General features: G+C 65.9%; 1 protein-coding gene. It reads left to right on the forward strand.

Annotation, left to right across the window (positions count from 1 at the left end):
- Positions 1 to 733: Gfo/Idh/MocA family oxidoreductase (locus EN749_RS36535; protein WP_145991214.1), on the forward strand; the 733-nt coding region annotated here is incomplete at its 5' end.
- Between the last annotated feature and the right edge of the window lie 134 nt (positions 734 to 867).

Consider the following 867-nt stretch of genomic DNA (forward strand, 5'->3'; position numbering starts at 1 on the left):
GCTCTGCATGCCGCCGCAGTTCCGCTACGATGCGGCGCGCGCCGCGCTGATGGCCAAGAAGCATGTCTTCCTGGAGAAGCCGCCTGGCGCCACGGTCAGCGAGGTCGAGGACCTCAAGACATTGGCCGCGCAGAACGGCGTCTCGCTGTTCGCCAGCTGGCACTCGCGCTATGCGCCGGCCGTAGAGGCCGCACGCGCCTTCCTCGACAAGGCCAAGACCAGGTCGGCCGCCATCAACTGGAAGGAAGACGTGCGCCGCTGGCACCCGAACCAGGAATGGATCTGGGCTCCCGGCGGTTTCGGCGTCTTCGATCCCGGCATCAACGCGCTGTCGATTGCCACCCATATCCTGCCGGCGATGTTCATCACCTCGGCGGTGCTGGATTTTCCCGAAAACCGCGCCTCCCCGGTTGCCGCGCGCGTCGCCTTCCGCACCTCGAACGGGTTGCCGGTGACGATGGACCTCGACTGGCTGCAGACAGGCCCGCAAAGCTGGGACATCCTGGCCGACACCGACAAGGGCGCCATGGTGCTGTCGGGCGGCGGGTCGAAGCTCGCCATCGACGGCAAGGTGGTTCATGACGAGCCGGAGGCCGAGTACCCGATGCTCTACAAGCGCTTCGCCGAGATCGTCCGCGCCGGCACCTCCGATGTCGATCTGGCGCCGCTGCAGCATGTCGCCGACGCCTTCATGCTCGGCAAGCGCAACGTGGTCGAGGCGTTCTTCGATTGACAATGGGCTGTGAAGAGCGACCTCGCTCCGATCCCCACTTCCCGGATCATTTGCGAAGGGCGCGCCGCCCCTCATTGTCCTGCCGGACATTTCTCCCCGTATAGTGACGGGGAGAAAGGGGCAATGGCGACGCC

Origin of the sequence: Mesorhizobium sp. M7A.F.Ca.ET.027.02.1.1 (assembly GCF_004022985.1) — a bacterium.
Taxonomy (GTDB): domain Bacteria; phylum Pseudomonadota; class Alphaproteobacteria; order Rhizobiales; family Rhizobiaceae; genus Mesorhizobium.